Origin of the sequence: Pseudomonas zeae (assembly GCF_014268485.2) — a bacterium.
In the GTDB taxonomy this organism is placed as follows: domain Bacteria; phylum Pseudomonadota; class Gammaproteobacteria; order Pseudomonadales; family Pseudomonadaceae; genus Aquipseudomonas; species Aquipseudomonas neuropathica.
The window spans coordinates 5165984-5185102 of the sequence record NZ_CP077090.1; the positions used below are offsets into that span (position 1 = coordinate 5165984).

The 19119-nt window shown below is 58.9% G+C and carries 20 protein-coding genes; 9 read left to right on the plus strand and 11 right to left on the minus strand.

What is annotated here, in order from left to right; all coding sequences use genetic code 11:
* The first annotated feature begins 86 nt into the window (after nt 1-86).
* Both HU754_RS22810 and HU754_RS22815 read left to right on the plus strand, forming a co-directional pair.
* Nucleotides 87-1214 (plus strand): glycerophosphodiester phosphodiesterase, encoded by a 1128-nt coding sequence (locus HU754_RS22810; protein ID WP_186625084.1) that lies wholly within the window; start codon nt 87-89, stop codon nt 1212-1214.
* Nucleotides 1215-1375: 161 nt separating this feature from the next.
* Nucleotides 1376-1681, plus strand: a complete 306-nt coding sequence (locus tag HU754_RS22815) for a PepSY domain-containing protein (RefSeq protein WP_099756970.1) — start codon at nt 1376-1378, stop codon at nt 1679-1681.
* A 170-nt stretch (nt 1682-1851) separates the two neighbouring features.
* Here HU754_RS22815 and HU754_RS22820 read toward each other — a convergent pair.
* The 3 genes from HU754_RS22820 to HU754_RS22830 form a co-directional block, all read right to left on the minus strand.
* Nucleotides 1852-2993 (minus strand): IS3 family transposase gene (locus HU754_RS22820; RefSeq protein WP_225919934.1). Its coding sequence is split into 2 segments (ribosomal slippage): nt 1852-2732 and nt 2732-2993, totalling 1143 coding nucleotides; the frame shifts between segments, so codons are not numbered across the junction.
* Between the two features lie 229 nt (nt 2994-3222).
* Entirely contained in the window at nt 3223-3669 is a 447-nt protein-coding gene (locus HU754_RS22825) for a hypothetical protein (protein WP_093430428.1), read from the minus strand.
* 110 nt (nt 3670-3779) lie between these two features.
* On the minus strand, nt 3780-5402 hold the full coding sequence (locus HU754_RS22830; protein ID WP_186625358.1) for a methyl-accepting chemotaxis protein: 1623 nt from the start codon (nt 5400-5402) through the stop codon (nt 3780-3782).
* A gap of 277 nt (nt 5403-5679) precedes the next feature.
* Between HU754_RS22830 and HU754_RS22835 the strand changes: the two genes are divergently transcribed.
* Nucleotides 5680-6702: a transporter gene (locus HU754_RS22835; protein WP_093430430.1), complete on the plus strand. Its 1023-nt coding sequence runs from the start codon at nt 5680-5682 to the stop codon at nt 6700-6702.
* A gap of 249 nt (nt 6703-6951) precedes the next feature.
* Nucleotides 6952-8565, plus strand: a complete 1614-nt coding sequence (locus tag HU754_RS22840) for an inorganic phosphate transporter (RefSeq protein ID WP_093430431.1) — start codon at nt 6952-6954, stop codon at nt 8563-8565.
* A gap of 124 nt (nt 8566-8689) precedes the next feature.
* Here HU754_RS22840 and HU754_RS22845 read toward each other — a convergent pair whose 3' ends face one another.
* Nucleotides 8690-9586 (minus strand): LysR family transcriptional regulator, encoded by an 897-nt coding sequence (locus tag HU754_RS22845; protein WP_186625356.1) that lies wholly within the window; start codon nt 9584-9586, stop codon nt 8690-8692.
* A 120-nt stretch (nt 9587-9706) separates the two neighbouring features.
* Here HU754_RS22845 and HU754_RS22850 point away from each other — a divergent pair, with 120 nt between their 5' ends.
* Nucleotides 9707-10465: an SDR family NAD(P)-dependent oxidoreductase gene (locus HU754_RS22850; protein WP_099756974.1), complete on the plus strand. Its 759-nt coding sequence runs from the start codon at nt 9707-9709 to the stop codon at nt 10463-10465.
* Between the two features lie 118 nt (nt 10466-10583).
* Here HU754_RS22850 and HU754_RS22855 read toward each other — a convergent pair whose 3' ends face one another.
* The gene (locus HU754_RS22855; protein ID WP_186625354.1) at nt 10584-11021 is read right to left on the minus strand and encodes a multidrug/biocide efflux PACE transporter; all 438 of its coding nucleotides are present in this window, start codon (nt 11019-11021) and stop codon (nt 10584-10586) included.
* Nucleotides 11022-11110: 89 nt separating this feature from the next.
* Between HU754_RS22855 and HU754_RS22860 the strand changes: the two genes are divergently transcribed.
* Nucleotides 11111-11965, plus strand: a complete 855-nt coding sequence (locus HU754_RS22860) for a LysR family transcriptional regulator (protein WP_186625346.1) — start codon at nt 11111-11113, stop codon at nt 11963-11965.
* A 249-nt stretch (nt 11966-12214) separates the two neighbouring features.
* On the opposite strand, the gene HU754_RS22865 is transcribed toward HU754_RS22860, so the two are convergent.
* The 3 genes from HU754_RS22865 to HU754_RS22875 are packed head-to-tail and all read right to left on the minus strand — an operon-like array spanning nt 12215 to nt 14259.
* Nucleotides 12215-13456, minus strand: a complete 1242-nt coding sequence (locus HU754_RS22865; RefSeq protein WP_186625344.1) for an RNA polymerase sigma factor — start codon at nt 13454-13456, stop codon at nt 12215-12217.
* The gene (locus HU754_RS22870) at nt 13449-13793 is read right to left on the minus strand and encodes a YciI family protein (protein WP_034153360.1); all 345 of its coding nucleotides are present in this window, start codon (nt 13791-13793) and stop codon (nt 13449-13451) included. The genes HU754_RS22865 and HU754_RS22870 overlap by 8 nt, the downstream gene beginning before the upstream one ends.
* A 40-nt stretch (nt 13794-13833) precedes the next feature.
* A complete protein-coding gene (locus tag HU754_RS22875) occupies nt 13834-14259 on the minus strand; it encodes a YybH family protein (RefSeq protein ID WP_099756977.1) in 426 nt (141 codons plus the stop codon).
* A 140-nt stretch (nt 14260-14399) separates the two neighbouring features.
* Between HU754_RS22875 and HU754_RS22880 the strand changes: the two genes are divergently transcribed.
* Nucleotides 14400-14885 (plus strand): GNAT family N-acetyltransferase, encoded by a 486-nt coding sequence (locus HU754_RS22880; RefSeq protein WP_129395166.1) that lies wholly within the window; start codon nt 14400-14402, stop codon nt 14883-14885.
* 18 nt (nt 14886-14903) lie between these two features.
* A complete protein-coding gene (locus tag HU754_RS22885) occupies nt 14904-15509 on the plus strand; it encodes a pyridoxamine 5'-phosphate oxidase family protein (protein ID WP_186625342.1) in 606 nt (201 codons plus the stop codon).
* Nucleotides 15510-15645: 136 nt separating this feature from the next.
* Here the strand turns inward: HU754_RS22885 and HU754_RS22890 are convergent, their stop codons facing one another.
* The 3 genes from HU754_RS22890 to HU754_RS22900 form a co-directional block, all read right to left on the minus strand.
* A complete protein-coding gene (locus HU754_RS22890) occupies nt 15646-16134 on the minus strand; it encodes a GNAT family N-acetyltransferase (RefSeq protein WP_093430440.1) in 489 nt (162 codons plus the stop codon).
* A gap of 324 nt (nt 16135-16458) precedes the next feature.
* Nucleotides 16459-16953, minus strand: coding sequence for a GyrI-like domain-containing protein (locus tag HU754_RS22895; protein ID WP_093430441.1), 495 nt, complete (start codon nt 16951-16953; stop codon nt 16459-16461).
* 68 nt (nt 16954-17021) lie between these two features.
* Nucleotides 17022-17684 (minus strand): LysE family translocator, encoded by a 663-nt coding sequence (locus HU754_RS22900; protein WP_041479200.1) that lies wholly within the window; start codon nt 17682-17684, stop codon nt 17022-17024.
* A gap of 139 nt (nt 17685-17823) precedes the next feature.
* Between HU754_RS22900 and alaC the strand changes: the two genes are divergently transcribed.
* Complete coding sequence (gene alaC, locus HU754_RS22905) at nt 17824-19041, plus strand: alanine transaminase (RefSeq protein WP_186625340.1); 1218 nt, start codon at nt 17824-17826, stop codon at nt 19039-19041.
* Nucleotides 19042-19119: the final 78 nt, after the last annotated feature.

Here is a 19119-nt window from a genome sequence, read left to right on the forward strand (position 1 = left end):
GTTTATGTCGGTCCTGCGATAGCACGCGATCGATTCAGTTGTTAAAAGGTACGTCTTTGAAAATGCCCTGCGAAAGGAACTCGAACATGCCCGCCACTTTCACCAAAAGCGCTCTGGTCCTGAGCCTGCTGCTCGGTCTTGGTCAGGCACACGCTGCCAGCCAGACCGACCCGAAAGCGATCGCTGCCGCCAACGGCATCCCGCACCCGGCCGTGATTGCTCACCGTGGCGCGTCCTTCGATGCACCGGAATCCACCGCAGCGTCCTACAAACTGGCCCGCGACCTCGGCGCCGATTACCTGGAAATGGACCTGCAGCGCAGCAAGGACGGCGTGTTGTTCGCCCTGCACGACGACAACCTGCAACGCACCACCGACGTCGCCAGCAAGTTTCCGGAGCGCAAGGACGCCTCGGCCACCGCGTTTACCATGGCCGAACTGAAAACCCTCGACGCCGGCAGTTGGTTCAACGCCAAGTACCCAGATCGCGCCCGCCCGTCCTACGCCGGACTGAAAATTCTGACCCTCGATGAAATCATCGACATCGCCCAGGCCAATCCGCAACACAAGCCGGGCCTGTACATCGAGACCAAAGAGCCGCAGCTGTTTCCCGGGATCGAGAAAGACCTCAAGGAAAAACTGCAGGATCGCGGCTGGCTGAGCCCGGCCGGTTCGAAGCTGGCGAAAAGTGCGCTGGGCGTGGGTCAGGGCAAAGGCAAGGTGATCCTGCAGACGTTCGAGAAAAACAGCCTCGAACTGCTGGAAAAAGAAATGCCGCAAGTGCCGAAGATCCTCCTGCTGTGGGTCGGCGAAGGCAGCATCGAGCCGAAATCGAAAGTAACCTTTGCCGAGTCCGGCGAGAAAGACAAAAACGTTTTCTACGGCAAACAAGAGCCGAAGTCCGAAGCCGAATTCAAGCAATGGGTGGACTACGCCAAGTCGCAAGGTGCCATCGGTACCGGCCCGTCGGCGAAGTTGACCAAGGGCGGCGATCAGAGCTATTCGGATCTGGTGCAACCGTGGATGAACCAATACACCCACGATCAGGGCATGCTGGTGCACGTCTACACCGTTGATGAGCCGGTGGACTTCGAGAAAGTCATGGCGGCCGGTGTCGACGGCATCTTCACCAACCGCGCCAGCGAATTGTTGAAGTTCTACAAACGCCCGGCGGCTGGCACGGTTGATCAGGTGTTGAAGAACAACGGTTTCTGATCTGAAATCCAGGCGCCTTCATCACGGGCAAGCCACGCTCTCACAGGTTCTGTGCAGGTGCATGGCTTGCCCGTTTTGTTTGGGTGCAGGGTTTTAAGGGTGAGTTAAGTTGCGCTGGTTAACCTGAGGCCACTTAAACGAGTCACCCAAGGAATGAACCGATGAAAACTTTGACTGCCCTGTTTACCGCCACTGCCCTGACCCTCACTGCTGGCGTGGCCCTGGCTGATGTCCGCGTCGACCAGATCCCGCAACTGGTCAAGGAAGGCAAGATCAAGTCGCTGGAATCGATGAATGCCGATGCGCTGAAACTGTATCCGGGTGCAACTATTACTGACACTGACCTGGATAACCACTTCAACGGTTATGAGTATGAAGTTGAATTGAAAACTGCTGATGGCAAAGAGTTCGATGTGGACTTTGATGCGACCACTGGCAAGGTGTTGAGCAACAAGCAAGACACTTGATACCGCGTATAAAGCAAGCCGCACGATTGAGAGATCGTGCGGCTTTTTTGTGTCTGGTGTTTGGCCCGGTTGATGTGTTGTCAGTGAGATTTTCTCCCCCTCACCCCAGCCCTCCCGAAACTGATCTGGTCAAACGATACTGGACACGGTTATAGGGTTTAGGTCATTTCTCATGCTGCCAAGGCTTCCATTGCTACCGGAGTCCGATATCCGTTGTGACTGTGCAGCCTGATCCGATTGTAATAATGGGTCAGGTAGCGCAACACATCGGTACTGGCCTCATCTTCGTTTCGGTAGCCAGCCTTGGGTATCCATTCAGATTTCAAACTGCCAAAGAAACGCTCCATCGGGGCGTTATCCCAGCAGTTTCCTCGTCGACTCATGCTTTGTTTTATCCGCATCTCCGACAGCGTTTCACGGAACATTTTGCTGCTGTAATGGCAACCCTGATCCGAATGGAACATTAGGTTTTCAGGGCGTCCTCGCGACTCGAAAGCCATCTTTAACGCTCGACAGGTCAGAGCTGAATCCGGACTTCTGGACATCGCCCAGCCGACGATGCGGCGGGCATGCAGATCAAGTACAGCAGCCAGATAAACCCAGTAAGTACCGGCCCAAATGTAAGTCACGTCGCCACACCACACTCGATTGGGGGCCTCGACATTGAATTTACGCTCCAAATGATTTGGGGCGTATTGCGCCTCCGCACCGCTGGGTTTGTACCGATGCCTGCGCCGTTGCTGGCTCTTCAAACCGAGCTCGCGCATCAGGCTACGAGCCATGTAACGACCTACCGACTCTTTTTCGTTACACAGCGCTTTTGACAGGCTGCGCGCGCCCATTGAGCCGCGACTTTGCTCATGTAATTCGGCAGCCTTGATCTTTAGGCGATCGCGTCCGACATGCACTTTCGCCCGCTGTTTCAGACGCTCGTAATAACTGCTGCGGTTGATACCAAACACGCCACACAACTCGGATCTTGGATATTGCTCGCTTAACTCCTCGACCAGCCTTACCGATCGAGGGAATCCGACATCAAGAGAGCTGTAGCCTTTTTTAAAATTTCCTTCTCGCGCTCAATCCGTCGAATTGTTGCTTCCAGTTCCTGGATGCGTTGTTGGTCAACGGTCATGGCCTTGGACTTCTCAGGCGTCTTGCCGCTGCGCTCCGCACGCAGTTGCTCAACCCAGCGGCGCAGAGCTGTAGGGCCCACGCCCATTGCTTCGCAGGCTTCACTCACCGAATAGTCTTTATCCAAAACCAGGCAAGCCGCATCCCGTTTGAAATCTGTCGAAAAATATCTTCTGGTCAAATCACACCTCTTCGTTGGGCGTAGATTAACGCCCTTTAGGGGTGTCCAGAATCATTAAGCCAGATCAAACGTCGGACCGCCCCCAAGGGGGCGAGGGGGAAAGGGAGCCGATCGGGGGGTTATTCAAGACCTGAGTTCGACTCGATGTTTCAGGTCGGCGTAACGCAAATAATCACCACGGTCAGTCCCCTCTCCCTCCGGGAGAGGGCTAGGGTGAGGGGAAAAGGCATCACACCGAGGTGCTGACCAACGACCCCGAAGTGCTCGAGTCGGAGTCCTGCAACGCCTGCAACAATGAAGCTGTGGCGGTCGACAGGGAGGCCGAGGTGGCGGTGATCTGCGCTTGTGCGGCAGCTACTTCGGCGGTTTTGGCATCCGAACTTTCCTGCTTCGCCTGGGCCGCTTGCAGCGCTTGCTGCTCCTCCTGCAATTGCTTCTGCAACTCGGCAATCTGCTTGCGCAGTTCTTTCACCGAATCCGATTCTTCACTGCTGCTGGAGCTGCTGTCACCCGCCGGAGCGGCCCCACCACCGGCGGCGACTTTACCGCTATCGGCAGTCGCGCCCGTGCTGGCGGTTGCTGAGGTAGACGTGTCGTCAGCAACGTCGCTAATCGACGTTTTGCTGGTGGGTGTGCTGAGAGTCTGATTGATCGAAACAGACGTGATGCTGACCATGGAAATACTCCAATGCCGGTTATAGATAACCGGTCATCGACCACGGCTGCTTCAATTTGAGATCGACTGTGTACCGACTCGGTATCCGAACCGGTACACAGGCATTGGCGTCAGGCACTCAGACGCGCGGTGACTTCGCTCAGCTCCCCCGACAGACTGTGCAGGTTCTGACTCGCGCTTTCGGTGCGCTGCACGTTGTCGAGGTTGGTGCTGGCGATCGAGGTGATCTCGGTGAGGTTGCGCGAGATGTCCTCGGCCACCGAGGTCTGCTCTTCGGCGGCGGTAGCAATCTGACGATTCATGTCGCGGATCGCTTCCACCGCGTGGGTGATGCGCTCCAGCATCGCGCCGGCCTGGGTCACCTGCTCGACGCTTTCATCACTGCGCGTCTGGCCGCTGTCGATGGCTTGCGCCGCGTCCACCGCGCCGGTCTGCACGCTCTGGATGATCTGGTTGATCTCGATGATCGACTCGGCGGTGCGTTGTGCGAGGTTGCGTACTTCATCGGCGACCACGGCAAAACCACGCCCGGCCTCACCGGCGCGCGCCGCTTCAATGGCCGCGTTCAATGCCAGCAGGTTGGTCTGTTCGGCGATGCCGCGAATCACTTCCAGCACTTTGCCGATGCGGCCGCTGTCGGCTTCCAGACGACGGATCACCGTGGCGGTGTTGGCGATTTCACCGCGCATCTGGGTGATCGAGTGGATGGTGCTCTGCATGACCTTTTCACCCTGCTGGGCGGACTGGTCGGCATCGTCGGCCGCACGCGCAGCATCAGCGGCGTGACGCGCCACTTCCTGGGCGGTGGCGGACATTTCGTTCATCGCCGTGGCCACTTGATCGGTGCGATTGAATTGTTCGTTGGTGCCGCCGGCCATGGTCGTGGCGATCGCATTCAACTCGCCACTGGCGCTATCCAGATTGCTGGCGCTGCGTTGCAAACGGGTGAAGGTTTCGGAGAGGAAATCGCGCAAGGTGTTGGCGGCGGCGGCGAGGTTGCCCAGCTCATCCTGGCGGTCGCTGACCACGCGCTCGGCGAGTTTGCCGCGACTCAACTGGGTCACGTAATCGATCAGTTTGCGAATCGGTTCGACCAAGTTACGGTTGACCAGCCACAGGCTCAACAAGCCGATCAGCAGACCCGACGCGAGCATCACCAGCAGCCCCAGCCACACGGTGCGATCAGCCTCGGCACTGATCAGCGCCGACTGCGCGGTGCCTTGCTTGCGCAACTCGGCGACCAGCTCGCTCATCTGATCGCTGGCGGCGCGGTCGACGCCTTTGACCGCCGCATCACCAGCCGTCGGATCACCACCGGCAGCCACGTAGGCATCGCGGCCCTTCTGGTAGGCAGCGCCGAGCAGACGATGTTCTTCACGCAGACGTTCGATGCGGGTTTTCAGCGCCGGCTCGATGCCTTTCTGGCTGGCCAGTTCACCGAGAATGTTCTGCACATCGCGCTGACGATCCTCGAACTGGCCCCAATATTTAGCCAGATCCACCGGTTGCTTACCGCGCAGCAGAACGTTTTTCCATTCCTGCACCTGCACCTTGAATTGCAGGTTGGCCTCGTCGATCAATTGCGAAGTGTGCAAGGGACCGGCGATCAACTGGCTGTAACTCTGCACGCCGTTGGACAGAAAGTGAAAACAGGCCAGGGCGATCAACAGCATCGCCAGCAGGCTGCCGCTCAGCAGGGCGAGAATTTGCGCTCTCAGGGATTTTTGCAGCATCGAAAGATACTCAGGACAAGGATGAGGCACGCCCGGTAAGGCGTGAAATTTTGCCGGACATCCCTGTCGGCACGCCTTGGCTCATGGCCAAGCGCGCGCAACGTAACCCAAGCGTGATCGGCGCACCAGAGCGTTTCTTGAAGAAACTCCGACCGCCGGTAAGTCGCTGATTTGGCGTCACTTTGCTGTCACACAAACGTCATGTGACATTGCGATGATGCGGCTCAGTGAACCTGCCATTTGCGCGACCGACGCACCCTCCTCGCAGCGAGCCTTCATGAACCACAGCCTCGATATCAGCCATCGCGATCCCGATCTGTTTGGCCTGCTCTACGGCTTTCGTTTCCTGCCCGGCGAACGTGGCCGCGAAGTCGACTCGGCGACAGCGTTGCGCTGCTTGCAGGACGATAACGACACGGGCGAATTCCTTTGGCTGCACCTCAATCTGGCGCACGCGGCGTGCGAGCGCTGGATGAAAAGTCATCTGCAATTGCCCGAGGAGTTTTTCGAAGCGTTGCACGAAGGTTCGCGGTCGACGCGCATCGAGCATGTCGACTCGGCGTTGCTGGCGGTGGTCAACGATGTGGTGTTCAACCTCAGCAGCATGGTCTCCTCGGACGTGTCGACGCTGTGGGTCTGTGTGCGCAGCAAACTGATCGTCAGTGCGCGTCTGCAACCGCTGCACTCGGTGGATAAATTGCGCTCGTCGGTGAAGGCCGGCGAGCGTTTTCGTTCGCCCTCGGAATTGCTCGTGCATCTGCTGCGCGATCAGGGCGAAGTACTCACGCAGATCGTGCGCAAGACCAGCATGAGCGTCGATCAGGTCGAGGACGAATTGCTCTCCTCGCGGCTGTCGACCAACCGTGCCGAACTCGGTGCCAATCGCCGTGTGCTGGTGCGGCTGCAACGGCTGCTGGCGCTGGAGCCGGGTTCGCTGTTGCGTCTGCTCAACCGGCCGCCGTCCTGGTTGCAAAAGGAGGACGTCAAGGAGCTGCGCAAATCCACCGAGGAGTTTGCGCTGATTATCAACGACCTCACTGCGCTGGGTGAGCGGATCAAACTGTTGCAGGAAGAGATCGCCGCCAACCTCAACGAACAGAGCAACCGCACGCTGTTCACCCTGACCGTGGTGACGGTACTGGCGCTGCCGATCAACATCATTGCCGGTTTTTTCGGGATGAATGTGGGCGGGGTGCCGTTGTCGCAAGATCCGGAAGGGTTCTGGATTCTGGTTGCACTGGTGGCGACGTTTACCGTGATTGCCGGGCGGTGGGCGTTTCGCAAACGCGGGGATTATTAACCACCGAACCTGATGTCCAGCACAGATCCCCAGTGGGAGCGAGCCTGCTCGCGAAAGCGATCTGTCATTTAACAATGATGGTGACTGACACTCCGTCTTCGCGAGCAGGCTCGCTCCCACAGGGATCTTCTTCAACCTTCAGATCAGCGGTGGGGCTAAAGCCGCAAACACTGACATGGCGCAGTTTCTCTGTAACATTCTGCAACGATCATGGGCGACATTCCTTCCCTCGCTCAGGATTGTCCGCTCATGGCTACTCCCTCCCTGACCGCCAGCCCTGCGTCCGCCGCCAGCGGCAGGCCAGCCCTCGACAAGAAAACCGGCCCGTTCACCTACGTGATCTTTTTCGCGGTACTGGCGATGGGGATGCTGTTCACCGCCTACAGCCTGATGCACGACATGCACGAACTCGGCACGGTAGTCACCACGTGGACGCCGTTCCTGCTGCTCGGTGTGGCGCTGCTGATTGCCCTGGGTTTCGAGTTCGTCAACGGTTTCCACGACACCGCCAACGCCGTCGCGACGGTGATCTACACCCACTCGTTGCCGCCGAATGTCGCGGTGGTCTGGTCGGGGTTCTTCAACTTTCTCGGCGTGTTGCTTTCGAGCGGCGCGGTGGCGTTCGGCATCATCGCGTTGCTGCCGGTGGAGTTGATTCTGCAGGTCGGTTCGTCTGCCGGTTTCTCGATGATTTTCGCCCTGCTGATCGCGGCGATCCTGTGGAACCTCGGCACCTGGTGGCTCGGTTTGCCGGCATCGTCTTCGCACACGCTGATCGGTTCGATCATCGGCGTCGGCGTGGCCAATGCCTTGATGCACGGCCGCGACGGCACCAGCGGTGTCGATTGGGCGCAGGCGACCAAGATCGGTTACGCCTTGCTGCTGTCGCCACTGGTGGGGTTCGGCTGCGCGGCGCTGTTGCTGCTGGCGCTGCGTGCATTCGTGAAGAATCGCGCGCTGTACAAGGCCCCTAAAGGCAACACCCCGCCGCCGTGGTGGATTCGCGGTTTGCTGATTCTGACCTGCACCGGCGTGTCCTTCGCCCACGGCTCCAATGACGGCCAGAAAGGCATGGGCCTGATCATGCTGATTCTGGTCGGCACATTGCCGATGGCCTACGCCTTGAACCGCACCATGCCCGAAGAACAATCGCTGCAGTTTGCCGCCGTGGCGCAAGTCACCCAGCAAGCGCTGGTGAAAAGTGCCCCGCTGCCGACGCCGGCCGATCCGCGTGCGGTGCTCTCCGATTACGTGCGCAGCAAGGACGCCACGCCGCAACTGATCCCCGCCCTCGCCGCCCTCACCGGGCACATTGGCGAAGAAGTCAAAGGCTACGGTTCGCTGGCGAAAGTCCCGGCCGAAGCCATGGGTAACGTGCGTAACGACATGTACCTGGCCAGCGAAAGCATTCGCCTGATGGACAAGAACAAGGTCGGCAATTTCGACGCTGACACCAGCAGCAAACTGCAACTGTTCAAACAGCAGATCGACAACGCCACACGGTTTATTCCGCTGTGGGTGAAGATCGCCGTGGCCATCGCGCTCGGGTTGGGCACCATGGTCGGCTGGAAGCGGATTGTGGTGACGGTCGGCGAGAAGATCGGCAAGACCCATCTGACCTATGCCCAGGGCGCCTCGGCGGAAACCGTGGCCATGCTCACCATCGGTGCGGCGGACATGTTTGGTTTGCCGGTGTCGACGACCCATGTGTTGTCTTCGGGGGTGGCCGGGACCATGGTTGCCAACGGTGGCGGGTTGCAGATGAAGACCATCCGCAATCTGTTGATGGCGTGGGTGCTGACACTCCCCGCCGCCATTCTGCTGTCAGGCAGCCTCTACTGGCTGTTCACCCAGATCTTCTGACCGACGAAGATCCCCTGTAGGAGTGAGCCTGCTCGCGATAGCGGTGTGTCAGTCAACATTGATTAAACTGGCACACCGCTATCGCGAGCAGGCTCACTCCTACAGTTTTGACCGGTGTTCAGGTTCAGAGCGCGGAGCGGATCAGATCGCCCAGCCAATCCATAAACACTCGCACCCGCAACGGCAAATGCCGCTGCCGCGCATACAACAATGAAATCCCCATCGCCGGCGCAGTGAACTGCGGCAACACGGTCACCAGTTCGCCGTTTTCCAGATGCGGCTGCATGCCGGTACGCGGCACCTGCGTCAGACCAAATCCACCGAGGCACGCCGACTCGTAAGCGTCGGTGCTGTTGACCGTAATGCTGCCAGCCATCGGCAAGCGTTTAACCTGACCGCCCTCCTCGTACACAAAACCTTCCGAACGCGAACCGAGCACGCCGACGTAATGCACCAGTCGATGCTGCGCCAGATCCTCAAGGGTTTGCGGCACGCCGTAACGCTCGAGGTACGCGGGGCTGGCGCAGTTGGCCATCTTGAAGTCGCCGAGGTGCCGCGCGACCACCGACTGATCCGGTTGCGCGCCGATGCGTACCACGCAATCGAAGCCTTCGCTGAGCAGATCAACCCGGCGATCGGTGCTGCTGATTTCCAGCTCCAGGTTCGGATGACGCGCCATGAATTGCGGCAGGCGCGGCATGATCAGACGCCGCGCGAGAATGTTCGGCATGTCGACCCGAATGCGCCCGGTCAGCGACGCCTCGTCCTGGCGGAACAAGCCCTCGATCTCGTCCATGTGCGAGAGCAGGTCCTTGCTGCGCTCGTACAACACCAAGCCGTCCTGCGTCGCCTGCACCTTGCGTGTGGTGCGTTGCAGCAGACGCGTGCCAACCAGGGTTTCCAGCGCTTGCACATGTTCGGACACGGTCGAGCGCGGCAAGCCAAGGCTCTCGCCCGCGAGGGTAAAACTCGACAGTTCGCTGACCCGGACGAAGGTGCGCAGCAGTTCCAGTTTGTTCATAAGGCACCCATGGATTGTTCGGCTGAGCCGATCAGTGATTCCGTTTTCAACCTGTTTATCACCCCTTGGCGGACAAATAAACTGAGTCCATCACCACTCACCGTAATCGAGGAAGCCTCCATGAATCGCAAAATCGCATTGATCACCGGCGCCAGTCGCGGCTTGGGCAAAAACGCCGCCCTGCACCTCGCCGCTCAGGGCATCGACATCATCGGCACCTACCACAGCCGCGCCGATGAAGCCCAGGCGCTGGCAACAGAACTGCAGGCACTCGGCGCGAAAGCCGTGATGCTGCAACTGGACGTCGGCCGCAGCGAAAGCTTTGCCGATTTCGGTACACGTGTTGAGCAGGCGTTGCAGCAGACGTTTGACCGTCAGCGTTTTGATTTCCTGATCAACAATGCCGGGATCGGCGTGCATGCGCTGTTTGCCGAGACGACCCCGGAGCAGTTTGATTTGCTGATGAACATTCAGTTGAAAGGGCCATTCTTCCTGACCCAGCAGTTGCTGCCGCTGATCAACGATGGCGGGCGGATCATCAATATTTCCAGCGGCCTGACCCGTTTCAGTCTGCCGGGTTACGGCGCCTATGCGGCGATGAAAGGCGCGATGGAAGTGCTGACCCGTTATCAGGCCAAAGAGCTGGGGGCCCGGCAGATCGGCGTGAACATTCTCGCCCCGGGCGCCATCGAAACTGACTTCGGCGGTGGCGCCGTAAGAGACAACTCGGCGCTGAATGCAATGGTCGCCAGCAACACCGCATTGGGCCGTGCCGGGCAGCCGGATGACATTGGCGGGGCATTGGCGTTGTTGCTGTCGCCGGGTGCGCAGTGGATCAATGGTCAGCGGGTCGAGGCATCCGGCGGCATGTTCCTCTAACCAACGCTGAAATACTTTCCCTGGTAGGAGATGCCGAAGGCTGCGATCTTTTGATCTTGTCTTTAAAAACAAAATCAAAAGATCGCAGCCTTCGGCAGTTCCTACAGGGGGATCGAGGTTAGTTCTGGCAAGCGTTACGGGTCATGAAGCGCTCACGTACCACGTCATAACCCCAGTGATAAACATAGGTGTACGGCAGGAAAAACAGCAACACGCCGATGTCGAGCAAAAACGCCTGCCACAGGCTGACCGACAGCCACCAGGCAATCAGCGGCACGCCCATCACGATCAAGCCGCCTTCGAACAGCAGCGCGTGCACCACACGTATCCAAGCGTTGTGCGCGACGTTCATGCGTTCCAGCATCCGGTCGAAGAAACGGTTGAACACCACGTTCCAGCCCAGCGCCAGCAACGCGATCAACACGGTCACCGCGCCCATTTCAAGCATCGGTTTTTGCATGATCCACGCCAGCAACGGGGTGCAGATCAGGATGGCCAGCAGTTCGAAACCAACGGCCTGGAAAATACGTTCAGTGATCGATTTGTGGGCAGTCATGGCCTGACTCCTTGAGTGAAGAGGGTTGCCATGATCTATCTTGATACCGATACTTCATAACCAATAACCATCGATCAAGGCGATAGTTGATGATCTCGCAGGAAGTGCTGTTGGCGTTTGTCCAGGCGGCGACCCAAGGCTCGTTTTCGGCAGCGGCGCGCAAACTGGGGCGCAGTCAGTCGACCATCAGCGCGGCGGTGGCCAGCCTTGAGATCGATCTGGATCTGCAGTTGTTCGATCGCAGCAGCCGCAAACCGGCGCTGACCCCGGCCGGGCATGTGATGCTGCAACGCGCTGAGGCGATTCTGGCGGCCAGCAGTCGTCTGGAAATGACTGCGCGGCAGTTGTCCCAAGGCGTCGAGCCGAAGCTGACCGTGGCGATTTCCGACACTTATCAGTCGTACCGTTTTGAAGCGGCGCTGGTCGGGTTTGAGCAGCGTTATCCGGATCTGGAGCTGGAATGCCTGATCGCCGAATGCGATGACCTGATCGAGCTGGTGCAGCGCGGTCGTGCGCATCTGGCCTTCGCCGAGATGCAAGAGAGCTACCCACCGGACCTGGCGACCTCGACGGTGTCCGAGCGCACGGAAATCGCCTTGTTCGTCAATCGCGATCACGCGCTGGCCAAGCTTGATCACGTTGATCAACACGTCCTGGAACAGCACCGTGAATTGCGCCTGGCGACCATCGTCAATTCTTACGACAGTCGCGGCAAAGGTCGGGTGTGGTCGGCACCGAGTTATCTGATGTTGCTGGAAATGGCCGAGAAAGGTTTTGGCTGGGCGCCGTTGCCGCGTTGGCTGGCGCAGCGTTTTGGCAATGATTTGTTGGTGGAGTTGAAGGTGCGCGGCTGGCCTAAGCCGGTGTTTGTTGATGCGTTGTGGTCGCGGCTGTATCCGCCGGGGCCGGCGGGGAGCTGGTTGTTGAGCAAGATGCTGGAATAGTGGCGCGCTTAATCGCTAGCCGGCATGAAGCCAAAAGCCCCTCACCCCAGCCCTCTCCCGGGGGGAGAGGGGGCCGACCGCATTGTGTTGCGTCATACATCGACCTGAGAGATCGAGTCGATTATGGATTGATTGCTGCGTTATATATGGTCGTGAAATTTGGGTCGATTATGGATTCACCGCTGAGCGTTCAGGTCGGCGTACTTCTACAGCATCCCCCAATCAGTCCCCTCTCCCCCTGGGAGAGGGCTAGGGTGAGGGCCATTCCAGCGCCGAAAGCCGCCCTTCGATAAAACGCCGCTCCGGCTCTTGCCGGGTCAGCTCCAAGGCCCGCAGATACGCAGCCCGCGCTTCCTCCAGCCTACCCAACTGCCGACAAAACTCCGCCCGCGCCGAATGCGCCAAGTGGTAATCCTGCAACTCGCCGCGTCCCAAAATCCCTTCAATCAGATTCAAACCGTTCAGCGCCCCATCCCGCTTGGCCACCGCCACTGCCCGGTTCAACTCGATCACCGGCGAAGGCACCGCACGCAACAGCACGTCATACAAACCAACGATCTGCTCCCAATCCGTCTCCCCCGCCGACGGCGCCTCAGCATGAACCGCCGCAATCGCCGCCTGCAAACAATATGGCCCAAAGCGCCGTGTGGTCAGCGCATGCTCGACCAGCGCACATCCCTCAGCAATCAACCCGGCATCCCACAGTGAACGGTCCTGATCATCCAGTAGCACCAGTTCACCACTCGGCGAAGTGCGCGCCGACCGTCGCGACTCGTGCAACAGCATCATCGCCAGCAGCCCCATCACCTCCGGCTCCGGTAGCAATTCCATCAACAGTCGGCCAAGCCGTATCGCCTCGCGGGTCAGATCTTCACGGATCAACTCGGCCCCGCACGACGCCGAATACCCTTCGTTGAACACCAGATAAATCACCCGCAACACGCTATCGAGGCGCTCGGGCAGTTCGCTCAGGCTCGGTACTTGATAGGGAATTTTCGCGTCACGAATCTTCGCTTTGGCGCGCACGATGCGCTGGGCAATCGCTGCCGGCGCGGAGAGAAAGGCGCGGGCGATTTCCTCGGTGGTCAGGTCGCAGACTTCGCGCAACGTCAGCGGCACTTGCGCATCCGCTGCCAGCGCCGGGTGACAACAGGTGAAGATCAGCCGCAGGCGATCGTCTTCCACGTCTTCACCGCTCCAGTCGGCCTGTTCCAGTTCTTCCAGCTGCGCCAACAACAATGGCTGCGAGGCCTTGAACCGCGCGCGGCGGCGCAACACATCAATTGCCTTGAAGCGCCCGGTGGACACCAGCCAGGTGCGCGGGTTGTCCGGCACGCCGTCGCGCTGCCAGCGTTCGACCGCGACGAAGAACGCCTCGTGCAAGGCTTCTTCGGCGAGGTCGAAATCACCCAGCAAGCGAATCAGCGTCGCCAGGATCCGCCGCGATTCTTCGCGGTAGACCTGCTCGACCCGCGCCTTGACCTCAGACATTCAATTGCCGCACCGGTCGTACTTCCACGCTGCCCACCCGCGCCGCCGGAATATTGCCGGCAACCTGAATCGCTTCGTTGAGGTCCTTCGCGTCGATCAGGTAGAAACCGGCCAATTGCTCTTTAGTTTCGGCGAACGGGCCGTCGGTGATCGACAGTTTGCCGTTGCGCATACGCACCGTGGTGGCGGTCTGCACCGACTCCAGCGCCTCGGCGGCAACCATCCGCCCGCTGCCCTGAATCGACTCGGCGTAGGCCCAGCACTCGGCGTCTTCCGGGCTGTCGGGCGACGAATGCAACAAGTGCTCATCGCTATAGACCAGGCATAAATACTTCATGGCGTTCTCCTGAATCGGACGGTTCAACTATGGCTGAAGATCAGGGAGTCACATCGAACAGGGTCGCGCCGCTCATCGGATCGAACGGCGCCGACCAGTGTTCGTGGACGATTTTCCATGTCCCGCCAACCTGCCGATAGCAAGCGGTGACGCGCATCCAGCAGCTCTGGGTTTCGCCCTTGTCATTGGTGCCGCCGCAATTGGCCACCCAGTGGGCGAAGGCGATGCTGTCCGCGCTTTCGATGGCGATTTCGTGGAACTCGAAAATGTGCGGGCCGGGGCACATTTCCATGCACTCGACCCAGTGCGCGCGGTAGGCGGCTTTACCCTTGAATTGCAGGGCCTTGATCGCGTCGAAAGAGACGATGTCGTCGGCGTACAACGCCATGACTTTCTCCACGTCCTTTTTCATGACGGCTTCGCGGTAGGTGTTGATCAGGGTCTGGATCTCGGTTTGTGCGCTCATGGTGTTCTCCGTGTTTTTGTTGTGAAGACACCCTTAGTCGTTCGGCACTTGAGCTGATCGACAGGCGAAACAAAAAATTTCCGCAGAAGACAAAATCGCTAGAATCCGAGCCTCATCTTTGTAGGAAAAAGGAAATTCCCGTGTCAGCCCAACTCGTGCCGTACGACAGCCTTAACACCTTGCAGCGTGAGCAAGTCGAGGCGATTGAAATCCATGCCGAGCAGATCAAGTTCTCCGGCGATATCCATGGGGCTTTGCACACCCTGCTGTCGAAACCCGGGCCGGGTGTGAAGGGTTTTGCGCTGCTGGCGGATGAAGTACCCGTGGCGTTTCTGTTGCTCAAGCGCCCGCCAGTGTTGCCGGCCTGGGCCGATGAACACAGCGCCACCCTGCATGCGTTGCAGGTTGATCGCCGCGCTCAGGGCAAGGGTTACGGCAAGGCCTGTCTGCAAGCGTTGCCCGAAGTTGCGCGTCAGGCGTGGCCGGAGATCAAGGGACTGGAATTGTCGGTGGACGCGGATAACGACGCAGCCATCGCGCTGTATGCCAAACACGGCTATGTCGACAGCGGCGAAGCGTACAAGGGCCGGATCGGTTACGAACGGCGCATGGGGCTGTTTTTCTAAGTCATCGAGGGAAGCACGATGATCGACTCAATCGAAGCACTGGAAGCGATTTACGGACTGCCCCACGAGCGGGCAGTGCGCAAGCAGATCGGTTTTCTCAACGAGGATTATCAGGCAATGGTGCGCCTGTCGCCGCTAGTGATTGTCAGCTCGGTGAGCGCCGATGGCCTGGATAATTCGCCGCGCGGTGACAAAGCCGGGTTTGTGCGGATCATTGACGAACGCACGCTGGCGTTGCCCGATCTCCCAGGTAACAACCGCATCGATACCCTGCGCAATGTGCTGCACGATTCGCGGGTGTCGTTGTTGTTCATTATTCCGGGGATTGGCGAGACGTTGCGGGTCAATGGCACGGCGGTGATTAGTGCTGAGCCGCAGTTGCTGGAAAGCTTTGCGGTGAACGGCAAACCGGCGAAAACGGTGTTGCTGGTGACGGTGGAAGCGGCGTTCTTTCATTGCTCGAAAGCCTTCGTCCGCTCGGATGCGTGGAACCCGGAAACGCATCTGCCGCGCTCGGCCCTGCCCTCTGCCGGCGCCTTCCACAAACGCCTGAATGACGGGCAGTTCGATGCTGATACCTACGACCGTGAAGCGCCAAAAAGAGTAAGCGACACTCTCTACTAAACGCGGAATTTCAAACGCCACAACACCCTGTGGGAGCGAGCCTGCTCGCGAAAGCGTCATATCAGTCAACAAATTGGTTGGCTGACACGGCCTCTTCGCGAGCAGGCTCGCTCCCACAGTTTTGATCGGTGTTGGGTTATAAGGTAAGGATCATCTCGTGCCACGCCATGCCGCCGTGGTCGGACTCAGACGGTTTGATGTAGGCAAAGCCAAACCCGGCATACAACGGGATATGCTTTTCCTTGCACATCAAATGAATGGTCGCCTTATCCATCCCGCGCATACGTTCAATGAACTCGCCCATCAAACGTTTGGCCAAACCCTGCCCCTGATAATCCGGGTGCACCACCACCGACATGATCACCACGTTTGGCCCTTTCGGGTCGTGGCCGATCAGTTCCTTGAACGCCTCGTCCGACATCTGCACATCAAACGCCGCGCCGGAGTTGACGAAGCCTGCGACCTCACCGTCCACCTCGGCAACGACAAAACCTTCCGGCCAGGTGGCAATGCGCGTGGCGATCTTCTCGCGGGTGGCCGCTTCGTCACCTTCGTAGGCAACGGTTTCGATGGCGTAGCAGCGGTCCAGGTCGGCGGCGGTGACGTTGCGGATAACGGTGTTCATGGCGGCTCGGAAATCGGCAGAAGAAAGTGCCGAAAGCATAAAGGAATAAGGCCTGCATATCGATGCGCAAGGACGGCGTAAAACCTGCGTATAAGTGCTTTTCTTCGGGTTCGCGGCGGGCTATTTCTCAGGTGTGTCTCTGATCACCCTTGGGGGAAACCGTTTATGAGCAGCGTTGAAATCGGCCTGTTGATGGTGTTGGGCATCAGTACGTTCGGCTTTATCACTCTCGGCATCGACCTGTTGCGGGCGCGACGGTTGGGCAAGGGTAAACGCGGTTGAAAATCATGAGGCGGATCAGTGATCCGCCTCATGTCTGTTGGTTCAGCCCTTGGTATCGACCGGCACGCAGATTTCCAGTTTGCCGGTGTGCAGCCGCGGATTGAAATCGGCGCTATAGCGCTCCAGTTCCGGGGCATTGAGCTCTACGTAGTGCGAGGTCGGCAGCCAGGTCTTGTAGATGTATTGCAGGGTTTGCGGCAGCTGTTCGAGCGGCCCCTTGTGCTCGAACACCGCGTATTGCCGAGGCAGCACTTCGACCCACTGGTAGACCTTCTGGTCGAGGTCATCGAGCTTGCTGATTTCCACCCCGGCGATGTAATCGAAGCCGCCCTTGCCGTCGAAATTGCTGCAGACACCGTAGGTCACTTCGTTCTTTTGCCCCTGGATTTTTCCCAGGTGCGGCAAGAACTTTTCCCACAGCGCCGGAATGTCCTTGGCTGTGTCTTGGGTAAATCGACCGCGAAAACCTGCAATCAGCAAGAAGTGTCCATGTTCGAAGCGAGGTTCAGCCACTTCGACGCGTTTTTGCTCATCCATGACTCGACTCCTGGAACAAAAAAGGGGGTTCGGCTGGGAGTATAGAAAGCCAAAGCCGATTCGCACGTTTACAGCGCGTGCAACTGCTCGACGGCGCCCGAACCGACAAATTCGTTGTAGCCAGATACGATCACGTACACCGCGAAATAGCAGAAGATCGCTGCAGATGCCAGGTACGAATAGCGCAACAGCTTATCGCCCAACAGCTTGCCACCATGGCTCGCAGCGAAGCACAAACCCGCCGACCACAGCAGTCCGGCGCAGAGGAACCCACCGAGGAACAGCGCCGAACTCAAAGGACCGCCACCACCGGAACGCGCAATCAAGGTGCCGCCCACCGCCGCGAACCAGAGAATCGCGCTCGGCGACGACATCGCGAGAAATATCCCCCGGAAGAACTCCTTGCGATGGGAGTTCTGCCCCACCTCCGCCGTCTCGGCCAGCAGCGCTTCGTGATGGATCGCCGAGTAAATCATCTTTGCCGCAAAGTAGATCAGCAGCGCCGAACCACCAATCCACAAAACCCAGCGCACGGTTTCGTATTGCAGCAAAACCGTCATTCCGGCCAACGCCAGCACCGCATAAATCAGGTCGCCAACACAGGTGCCGAGGCCCAGCGCAAAGCCCTGAAAGTAACCACGCTGCATCGCCAGGGTGATCATGGCGATGTTGGCCACGCCGATATCCAGGCACAGCGAAAGGCTCAGCAAGAAGCCGCTGGTGAATTCCATCTACCGATTTCCTTGGGACAAAAATGTTTACAAACGGGCTGGACAGTATGCCATCACTGACCTTATCTTCCGCCACAGGTCACCGCAGTGACCAGCGTCGCTCGGACGGTTCCGGGCGCTTACGTTATCCGAGGCAACAATGGCTGAACAAGGTTCGCCGCGCCGCTTTGCGCGCATAGATCGACTCCCCCCTTACGTTTTCAACATCACCGCCGAGCTGAAAATGGCTGCTAGGCGTCGTGGTGAAGACATCATCGACTTGAGCATGGGCAACCCCGACGGCGCCACGCCGCCGCATATTGTCGAAAAACTCGTCCAGGTTGCCCAACGCGAAGACACCCACGGTTACTCCACATCCAAGGGTATTCCGCGTCTGCGCCGGGCGATTTCCAACTGGTACAAGGATCGCTACTCGGTCGATATCGACCCGGAAAGCGAAGCCATTGTCACCATCGGTTCCAAGGAAGGCCTGGCGCATTTGATGCTGGCGACCCTGGATCAGGGCGACACCGTATTGGTGCCAAACCCGAGCTACCCGATTCACATCTACGGTGCGGTGATTGCCGGTGCCCAGGTGCGTTCGGTGCCGCTGGTGCCAGGCGTGGATTTCTTCGACGAACTGGAACGGGCCATTCGCGGTTCGATTCCGAAACCGAAAATGATGATCCTCGGCTTCCCGTCCAACCCGACCGCGCAGTGCGTGGAGCTGGACTTCTTCGAACGGGTGATCGCCCTCGCCAAGCAGTACGACGTGCTGGTGATTCACGATCTGGCGTACGCCGACATCGTCTACGACGGCTGGAAAGCCCCGTCGATCATGCAAGTGCCGGGCGCCAAGGACATTGCTGTGGAGTTTTTCACCCTGTCCAAGAGCTACAACATGGCCGGCTGGCGCATCGGTTTCATGGTCGGTAATCCGGAACTGGTCAACGCTCTGGCGCGGATCAAGAGCTACCACGACTACGGCACCTTCACCCCGCTGCAAGTCGCGGCGATTGCCGCGCTGGAAGGCGATCAGCAGTGTGTGCGCGACATCGCCGAGCAGTATCGCCAGCGCCGCAACGTGCTGGTCAAAGGCCTGCATGAACTGGGCTGGATGGTTGAGAATCCGAAGGCGTCGATGTATGTCTGGGCGAAGATTCCTGAGCAGTACGCGCATCTGGGTTCGCTGGAGTTTGCCAAGAAACTGCTGGCCGAGGCCAAGGTCTGCGTCTCGCCGGGAGTGGGTTTTGGTGAGTATGGCGACGATCACGTGCGCTTTGCGCTGATCGAAAACCAGGACCGCATTCGTCAGGCGGTGCGCGGGATTCGCGGGATGTTCCGGGCGGATGGCCTGGCCCCGAAATCCGGTAACTGACATTTCCCCCTGTGGGAGCGAGCCTGCTCGCGAAAGCGGTACACCCGTCAGCATAATCATTAACTGACACACCGCCTT

Coding starts and splice junctions, on each gene's coding strand:
- HU754_RS22810 (WP_186625084.1), top strand. CDS start 87: ATGCCCGCCACTTTCACCAAAAGCGCTCTGGTCCTGAGCCTGCTGCTC.
- HU754_RS22815 (WP_099756970.1), top strand. CDS start 1,376: ATGAAAACTTTGACTGCCCTGTTTACCGCCACTGCCCTGACCCTCACT.
- HU754_RS22825 (WP_093430428.1), bottom strand. CDS start 3,669: ATGGTCAGCATCACGTCTGTTTCGATCAATCAGACTCTCAGCACACCC.
- HU754_RS22830 (WP_186625358.1), bottom strand. CDS start 5,402: ATGCTGCAAAAATCCCTGAGAGCGCAAATTCTCGCCCTGCTGAGCGGC.
- HU754_RS22835 (WP_093430430.1), top strand. CDS start 5,680: ATGAACCACAGCCTCGATATCAGCCATCGCGATCCCGATCTGTTTGGC.
- HU754_RS22840 (WP_093430431.1), top strand. CDS start 6,952: ATGGCTACTCCCTCCCTGACCGCCAGCCCTGCGTCCGCCGCCAGCGGC.
- HU754_RS22845 (WP_186625356.1), bottom strand. CDS start 9,586: ATGAACAAACTGGAACTGCTGCGCACCTTCGTCCGGGTCAGCGAACTG.
- HU754_RS22850 (WP_099756974.1), top strand. CDS start 9,707: ATGAATCGCAAAATCGCATTGATCACCGGCGCCAGTCGCGGCTTGGGC.
- HU754_RS22855 (WP_186625354.1), bottom strand. CDS start 11,021: ATGACTGCCCACAAATCGATCACTGAACGTATTTTCCAGGCCGTTGGT.
- HU754_RS22860 (WP_186625346.1), top strand. CDS start 11,111: ATGATCTCGCAGGAAGTGCTGTTGGCGTTTGTCCAGGCGGCGACCCAA.
- HU754_RS22865 (WP_186625344.1), bottom strand. CDS start 13,456: ATGTCTGAGGTCAAGGCGCGGGTCGAGCAGGTCTACCGCGAAGAATCG.
- HU754_RS22870 (WP_034153360.1), bottom strand. CDS start 13,793: ATGAAGTATTTATGCCTGGTCTATAGCGATGAGCACTTGTTGCATTCG.
- HU754_RS22875 (WP_099756977.1), bottom strand. CDS start 14,259: ATGAGCGCACAAACCGAGATCCAGACCCTGATCAACACCTACCGCGAA.
- HU754_RS22885 (WP_186625342.1), top strand. CDS start 14,904: ATGATCGACTCAATCGAAGCACTGGAAGCGATTTACGGACTGCCCCAC.
- HU754_RS22890 (WP_093430440.1), bottom strand. CDS start 16,134: ATGAACACCGTTATCCGCAACGTCACCGCCGCCGACCTGGACCGCTGC.
- HU754_RS22895 (WP_093430441.1), bottom strand. CDS start 16,953: ATGGATGAGCAAAAACGCGTCGAAGTGGCTGAACCTCGCTTCGAACAT.
- HU754_RS22900 (WP_041479200.1), bottom strand. CDS start 17,684: ATGGAATTCACCAGCGGCTTCTTGCTGAGCCTTTCGCTGTGCCTGGAT.
- alaC (WP_186625340.1), top strand. CDS start 17,824: ATGGCTGAACAAGGTTCGCCGCGCCGCTTTGCGCGCATAGATCGACTC.